Annotated in this window: 4 protein-coding genes; 2 read left to right on the top strand and 2 right to left on the bottom strand. The window is 67.5% G+C overall.

Annotated features, from left to right (window positions below; translation table 11 throughout):
- Window positions 1-80: 80 nt before the first annotated feature.
- On the top strand, window positions 81-647 hold the full coding sequence (locus ACFFC4_RS21855; protein WP_375504815.1) for an adenylate kinase: 567 nt from the start codon (window positions 81-83) through the stop codon (window positions 645-647).
- Window positions 648-662: 15 nt separating this feature from the next.
- Here ACFFC4_RS21855 and ACFFC4_RS21850 read toward each other — a convergent pair whose 3' ends face one another.
- Window positions 663-2303 (bottom strand): AMP-binding protein, encoded by a 1641-nt coding sequence (locus ACFFC4_RS21850; RefSeq protein ID WP_375504813.1) that lies wholly within the window; start codon window positions 2301-2303, stop codon window positions 663-665.
- 549 nt (window positions 2304-2852) lie between these two features.
- On the opposite strand from ACFFC4_RS21850, the gene ACFFC4_RS21845 reads away from it, so the two are divergent.
- Window positions 2853-5483 carry a CDP-glycerol glycerophosphotransferase family protein gene (locus ACFFC4_RS21845; protein WP_375504811.1) on the top strand — a complete coding sequence of 877 codons (2631 nt, stop codon included), beginning with the start codon at window positions 2853-2855 and terminating at the stop codon, window positions 5481-5483.
- On the opposite strand, the gene ACFFC4_RS21840 is transcribed toward ACFFC4_RS21845, so the two are convergent.
- Complete coding sequence (locus ACFFC4_RS21840; RefSeq protein ID WP_375504809.1) at window positions 5426-6136, bottom strand: methyltransferase domain-containing protein; 711 nt, start codon at window positions 6134-6136, stop codon at window positions 5426-5428. The genes ACFFC4_RS21845 and ACFFC4_RS21840 overlap by 58 nt on opposite strands.
- Between the last annotated feature and the right edge of the window lie 237 nt (window positions 6137-6373).

Below are 6373 nucleotides of genomic sequence, written 5' to 3'. Positions count from 1 at the left end.
CACCGGTCACCACGATCAGGAACCCGACTTACACCACTCGGCGGGACTCTCCCTCGGCGCGCGGTGGAAAGGTGAGAAACATGAACGTCTTGCTGATCGGCCCACCCGGCTCGGGCAAGGGCACCCAGGGCAAGCGGCTCGCCGACTTGCTGTCGCTCGAGCACCTGGCCACCGGCGACCTGCTGCGGGCCGAGGTCGACGCCGGCACTGAGCTCGGCCGCAAGGCCGAGGAGATCATGGCCGACGGCGAGCTCGTCCCCGATTCGGTGATCATCGACCTCGTTATGCCGAAGGTGCGGGCGGCCAACAACCGCAACGGATACCTGCTCGACGGCTTCCCGCGCTCGGTCGACCAGGCCGTCGAGGCCCGGCGGCTGGCTGAGGAGTACGACGCCACCCCGGACGCCGTCATCTACCTCGACGTCCCGCGCGACGAGCTCAAGCGCCGCATCCTGGCCCGCGCGGAGTCCGAGGGACGGATCGACGACAACGAGGAGACGGTTACCAACCGGCTGCGTGTCTTCGACGAGGCCACCGCGCCGCTCGTCGACTACTACCGCGACCGCGGCCTGCTGCACACCGTCGACGCGGCGCGGACCGAGGACGAGGTCACCGAGTCGATCCTCGCAGTGCTCCCCAAAACCTGACCCCCAACCCGGGGGTCAGGGGTCGGGCAGGTTGCGCTTGAGCACCTTCCCGGCCGGGTTGCGCGGCATCTCGTCGATGAACACGATCTCGCGGGGCACCTTGTAGCGGGCCAGGTTCTTCTTGACGTGATCCTTGAGGGTGTCCTCGTCGACGGAGGACCCCTCGCTCTTGACCACGTAGGCGCGCAGCCGCTTGCCGTACTTCTCGTCGTCGACGCCGAGCACGGCGACCTCGGAGACGCCGTCGAAGGAGCCGAGCAGATCCTCGACCTCGGCCGGGAAGACGTTCTCGCCGCCGGAGACAATCATGTCGTCGTCGCGGCCGTCGACGAACAGCCGGCCGTGGGCGTCGAAGTGCCCGACGTCGCCCGTCGACATCATTCCGTCGACGGTCTCCTTGCTGCCGCCGCCGGTGTAACCCTCGAACTGCATGGAGCTGGCAACGAAGATGCGTCCGGAGTCGGTGCCGCCGACCGGCTTGCCATCGTCGTCGAACAAGGTGATGGTCGTGCCGGTCGGCGGGCGTCCGACGGTGCCGGGCGCGGCGCGCATGTCCTGCGGCGTGGCGATCGTGGCGTATGCGACCTCGGTTGAGCCGTAGAGGTTGTAGAGGATGTCGCCGAACAGGTCCATGGTGTGTTCGGCGAGGTCGGGGGACAGCGCGGACCCTGACACCGCGATGACCCGTAGCGCCGACAGGTCGCGCCCGCGAATCGCGGACTCGCCGACCTCGAGCAGCCGCGAGAGCAGGATCGGCACCGTGATCAACGTGTCTGCGACGTGCTTCTCCAGCGCGTCCAGGGTGAAGGTGGGGTCGGTCTTGCGGGCGGTGACGATCGTGTTGCCCAGGCCGAGGTTGAGCATCGAGCTCAGCAGCCCCCAGGCGTGAAAGGCAGGTGCCGACAGCACGGCCACCCGTCCCGAGCGCAGCGGGATCTTGGACAGATATCCGCCGGGCAGGGCCAGCGACACGGACATGTCACGCGGGGCACCCTTGGGTGTGCCGGTGGTGCCGCTCGTCAGCAGCACGATGCGCTGCTTGGCCGACGGCTTGGGTGGTCGAGCCGTCGACCCCTCGGCGATCAGATCCTCGAGCGGCGTCTCGTCGGACAGCGGGTCGTCACCGTCGAACCAGGCGACGTACTTCCCGCTGGACGGCTCGACGGCCTGCGCAACCTCGGTGAACTCCTCGTCGTGGATCAGGACGGTAACGTCCTCGCGCTTGCAGACCTCGGCGAGCTGCGGGCCGGCGAAGTCAGTGTTGAGCAGCAGGGTGCGGGTGCCGAGCTTCGCGCCGGCCACGAGCGCCTCGAACAGCCCGCGGTGGTTACGGCACAAGATCCCCATGCCGTCCTTGGACCCGACGCCGCGTTCGTGCAGCGCATTGGCCAACGCGGTGCTGCGCCGATCGAGTTCGGCGAAGGTCAACGGGCCGATCTCGTCGACGATGGCGGCGCGGTCGGGATCGCTCGCGGTGGCCGCGGCGATGGCGGCACCCACCGGGCCGTACGCCTCGAGGTCACGCAGCGAGGCAAGCAGCTTGTGCGGTGGAGTGAACGCGACCCCGGGCCCGCGGGCCTGCAGCAAGGTTGCCGCGAAGCGGGCCTCGAGGGCAGCGCGGCCGGTCAGTTGGGCGGCAAGCTTGAGGAAATCCACGAGGAGTGTCCTACCAGTCAGAGGCAGGTTTCGCCCGGCGAGACAACGTTCATCTGCCCGCACAACCAGCGGGCACGGCCCCACGCCGGCGGGGGATTCGGACGTGAGGCCGTGGCTCGTGGGGCTGATGGTTCAGCCACCTCGGAGTCAAAGAATGTAGTCAGTGACGATCACAGTCCGGACCAGATCCGGGACTCGAATCCCACGAAGGGCACGTATCCCCCGCACCTACTTCCCCAAGGAACAGGCAAGGAGCCGAGCCCCGGACCATCCCACTGGTGGTCCAGCGCGTATCGGCGGCAAGGATGATCAGGCCTAGCCCCTTTACGTGATGCGACCGGCGCACGATCGTGCTGTGCGCTTTCATCGTGACGACCGGCCGCATCAGATGCTGACTGGTCGACAAAAAAATGGTTCTCAGATCCGTAAAAGTTGTCAATCGTCACGCGGCGTAACACGCAGAGAACGACTCAGCGGCGACGTATAGGCTGTCCCGCTGGACACCGCTCAGAGGTCCGAAGCCCACACCCCCCGACACCGAGGAGCCGCATGCCCTCCGGACCCCGGGCCCGCGTCCGAAAAATTGCCCGCCGTGTCCAGGTAGCTGCCCAGTACGAGCGGATCGCCTACGGACGGCGGGCACCCGTCGACGAGTCACGCGTCGTCTACGAGTCCTTCTCCGGCAACGGCATGCTGTGCAACCCCGAGGCTATCTTCCGGGCCCTGCTCGCCGCTCCGGACCTGGCCCACCTCAAGCACACCTGGGTGCTGTCGGACTTCGAGCAGTACGCCGCGACGATCGCCGAATTCGCCGACGACCCGCGCGTGGACTTCGTCGAGGCAGGCACGCACACCTACTACGCGGCTCTGGCCAGGGCGAAGTACTTGGTGAACAACGCCACCTTCCCGCAGCAGTTCGGCAAGCGGGAGGGCCAGGTCTACCTCAACACCTGGCACGGCACCCCGCTCAAGGCGATGGGCTACGACATCCCCGGCGGCGCCATCGACACCCGCAACGTGGTGCGCAACCTGCTCTCGGCCGACTACCTGCTGGCGCCCAACGACGACACCCGGCGGATGTATCTCGACGGCTACCGGATGACCAACATCTACCGCGGAGCGCTGCTCGAGACCGGCACCCCACGCATCGACCGGCAGCGCCTCGACGATGCCGGAAGCGCCCGGATCAAGGACCGGCTGCGGGCCGGTGGGGTGGTGCTCGACGACGCGCAGGAAGTCGTCGTCTACGCCCCCACCTGGCGCGGGAACTTCTACGCGCCCACGAACGACATCCGCCAGCTGCGCACCCGGATCGAGGCGGTGTCCGCGCAGCTCGACCGGTCGCGGTACCGGCTGCTGCTGAAGGTGCACCAGCAGGTCTACAAGCATGCCGTCAGTGACCCGAAGCTGCGCGAGATGCTCGTGCCGAACGAGGTGCCGACCAACGAGGTCCTCGGCATCACCGACGTCCTCGTCACCGACTACTCCTCCATCTTCGTCGACTTCCTCGCCACCGGTCGCCCGGTGCTGTTCTTCGCGCCCGACATCGACGACTACCAGGCCAACCGCGGCCTGTACCTGCCCGTGGCCGAGTGGCCCGGGCCGGTGAGCCGCGACGTCGAGGGCCTCGTTTCCGATATCAAGCACCTCGGCACCCAGGGCCCGCAGGACCCGGCCGTCGTGTACGCCGACCGGTACCGCGCAGCGCGCGAACGGTACTGCGGGCGCGAGGACGGCCACGCCGCGCAACGTGTCGTCGACGTCGTCTTCCGTGGCCGGCAGGACCCGGCCGTCGTCCGAGGCTTCGCCGACGGACGCACCTCCGTGCTCATCCACCTCGGCGGCATGCTCGACAACGGCATCACGACCTCGGCGCTGTGCCTGCTCGACAACATCGATCACGACCGCTTCGACGTCTCGGTGACCTTCGGCTACACGGCAAACCCGGCCCGGCTGCGGCAGTTCGCAAAGATCAATCCACGGGTCCGGTTGCTGCCGCGCATCGGCGGCATCAACGGCACCAAGGTGCAGGTCAAATCGCTGCTCAGCAAGAACCAGATCATCGCCGACCCGCGCTTCAGCCATCAGGCGCGCCACCGCGCCCTGCTCCGTGAGGAATGGGTTCGCTGCTTCGGACACGCCCGCTTCGAGCACGTCGTCGACTTCAGCGGGTACTCCCCGTTCTGGCTCAAACTGCTGATCAACCGACCCGGCGGGACGTTGTCGGTGTGGCTGCACAACGACATCTTGGCCGAGGTCGGTAACCCCGACCGGTCCAAGGCCGTACGCGAGAGTGTCAGCAGCGCCATGGTGCTCTACGGACTGGCCGATCGTCTGGTGTCGGTGTCTGCCGCGCTCGACGAGGTGAACCAGCGCGGTCTGGCCGACCTGGCACCGGCCGCGGCGTTCACGTACGCCCGCAACACGATCAACGTCGAGCGCATCAAACACATGGCCACCGGCGCGCCCGCGCCGACGGACCATCCCGAAGGCGTACCGACCGATGAGCCGACGACCCAGTTGTCCGGGCCGGTGACGCTGCCCGAGGCCGTGGCAAGGCTGATGGCCGTCTACGGTGCCGACGACGTGCGGGACGAGGTCGAGCGGCGCGAGACGCTGTCGACGGTTCTCCCGCCGCTGCCCGGGGTGCGCACCTTCGTCACCGCCGGCCGGCTCTCGGCCGAGAAGAATCACACGCGGATGATCAAGGCCTTCGCCCGCGTGCACCAGGAGGATCCGGCCGTCCGCCTGATAATCCTCGGTCGGGGCCCGCTACGCGAACGGCTGATGGCGCTGGTCGAGGAACTCGGTCTGACCTCGGCCGTCAACCTGGCCGGTCACCAGAACAACCCGCACGCGATCGTCGCGAATTCCGATTGCTTCGTGCTCTCCAGCGACTACGAGGGTCAGCCCATGGTGCTGCTCGAGGCCATGGTCCTCGGCCGGCCCGTGGTCACCACCGCCTTCGACTCGGTGCGCGGGGCGCTGCCCGAGGGTTACGGCCGAGTCGTCGAGCGCAAGGTCGGCGCCCTGGCCGACGGGCTGCGGGCGTTCCTGCGCGGGGAGGTGTCGAGCCTGCCGTTCGACGGAGAGGCCTACAACCGCGACGCGACCCTGGAGTTCTACCGCGCGATCGGCGTCGATGACGCGGGTGCGGCGACGCCGGACTCGATTCGCTGAGAACTCCGCGCTGCCGGCACGGGGCAGCCGGCGTGGGGATAGGGCGTCGCGCCCAGGGGCCCTTCTCGTGATGCACGGTTGGCCCACCACCGCACCACCGGGCGGATGACGTTCATCTCGATCGGATACCGCTCCGGCTTCTGATACACCGCGACCGTGTCTCCCCAGTAGTCATCGCGAACATCGATGCCCGAATAGCGGTGCCGGCGGAGGTTGTCGGTCATGGGCGGGAAGTGGGTGTGCGACTCGAGCAGGGTGAGTCGTGAGGCCGCGGCAATGGCTCGCATGCCGTCGGGGTAGTAGCGCCAGCAGTCCACCGGGGTGTGCTTGTGCCCTCGTGAGGGGACTGTCACGAACCACAGGCCGCCGGGCCTCAGCACCCGGGCCACCTCCAGCGCTGACGCCCAGAAGAACGGCACGTGTTCGAGCACCGAGCCGCAGATCACCACATCCTTGCTCCGAGACCGGGCCGGAATCGTGTACGGCTGTCGCATCACGAGGTCGACATTGTTGGCCTCTCGAACGTCGACTCCCAGGTAGGAGTGGTCGACGTCGGCAAGCAGCGAGCGATGGGTCTGTGTCTGCTCGGGCGACGTCCCGGAGCCCAGTTCGAGAACATCAAGGTGACGAGAGCGGGGCAGGTAGATTTCCATCGCTTGCTTCATGTGGTTGAACTGCGACTGGTGCACATCTCTCCTAGGACTTCGAACCCTGCGTTGACCAATCGGCGTGGACGCTGGGGATCCTAGTGCGCGCACTCGCTACGATCTGCCTCCTGCGATCGCCCCGATGAACGAAGGCACAGTGATGACGCACGCTGAACTTGTCCACGCCGGTGGTCGTGCCCCGGGGAGTGGTGTAAATCGTTCGCGTACAGCTCTGCGTTGCTG

Source organism: uncultured Jatrophihabitans sp. (genome assembly GCF_964244045.1).
Lineage (GTDB): Bacteria > Actinomycetota > Actinomycetes > Mycobacteriales > Jatrophihabitantaceae > Jatrophihabitans.
Note: the sequence above shows the minus strand (reverse complement) of the source record. Positions and strands in the feature narration are given on the sequence as shown.